We start from the raw sequence: 526 nt of genomic DNA, 5'->3' as shown, positions 1-526 counted from the left end.
GACGATTTCGCCGCTGGCGAGCACCACGTCGGCCTCGATAAGATTGTCGATGGTGAGACCGTGCTTGCGCGACAGGTATCCGATGCCGCCGCCCAACGTCAGTCCGGCGACGCCCGTGGTGGAGACGATGCCGAAGGGGACGGCCAGCCCATAGGGATGCGTTGCGTGGTCGACGTCGCCGGACGTGCAGCCCGCCTCGACCCGAACCGTCCTGGCTACAGGGTCGACGCGCACGCCTTTCATCGCGGACAGGTCGATAACGAGCCCGTCGTCGACGCTGCCGAGACCGGGTCCGTTGTGCCCGCCGCCCCTGATGGCCACCCGAAGATCGTTCTCGCGTCCGAAGTTCACCGCGGTGACCACATCGGCGATATCCGCACAGCGCGCGATGACAAGCGGCTGCTTGTCGATCATGCCGTTGTAGAGCTTGCGCGCCTCGTCATAGTCGAAATCGGCGCGCTGGATCAGGCGGCCGCGAAGATCCTGTTCCAGTTGAACGACGGCCTTGTGTTGCATGATTTCCGCC

General features: G+C 64.8%; 1 protein-coding gene. It reads right to left on the bottom strand.

What is annotated here, in order from left to right:
* Positions 1-516, bottom strand: a 516-nt coding sequence (locus GEV06_29275) for an FAD-binding protein (protein MPZ21928.1), incomplete at its 3' end; no start/stop codon positions are given.
* Positions 517-526 lie beyond the last annotated feature (10 nt).

Source organism: Luteitalea sp. (assembly GCA_009377605.1).
Lineage (GTDB): Bacteria > Acidobacteriota > Vicinamibacteria > Vicinamibacterales > Vicinamibacteraceae > WHTT01.
This window is presented reverse-complemented; position numbering and strand designations above follow the sequence as displayed.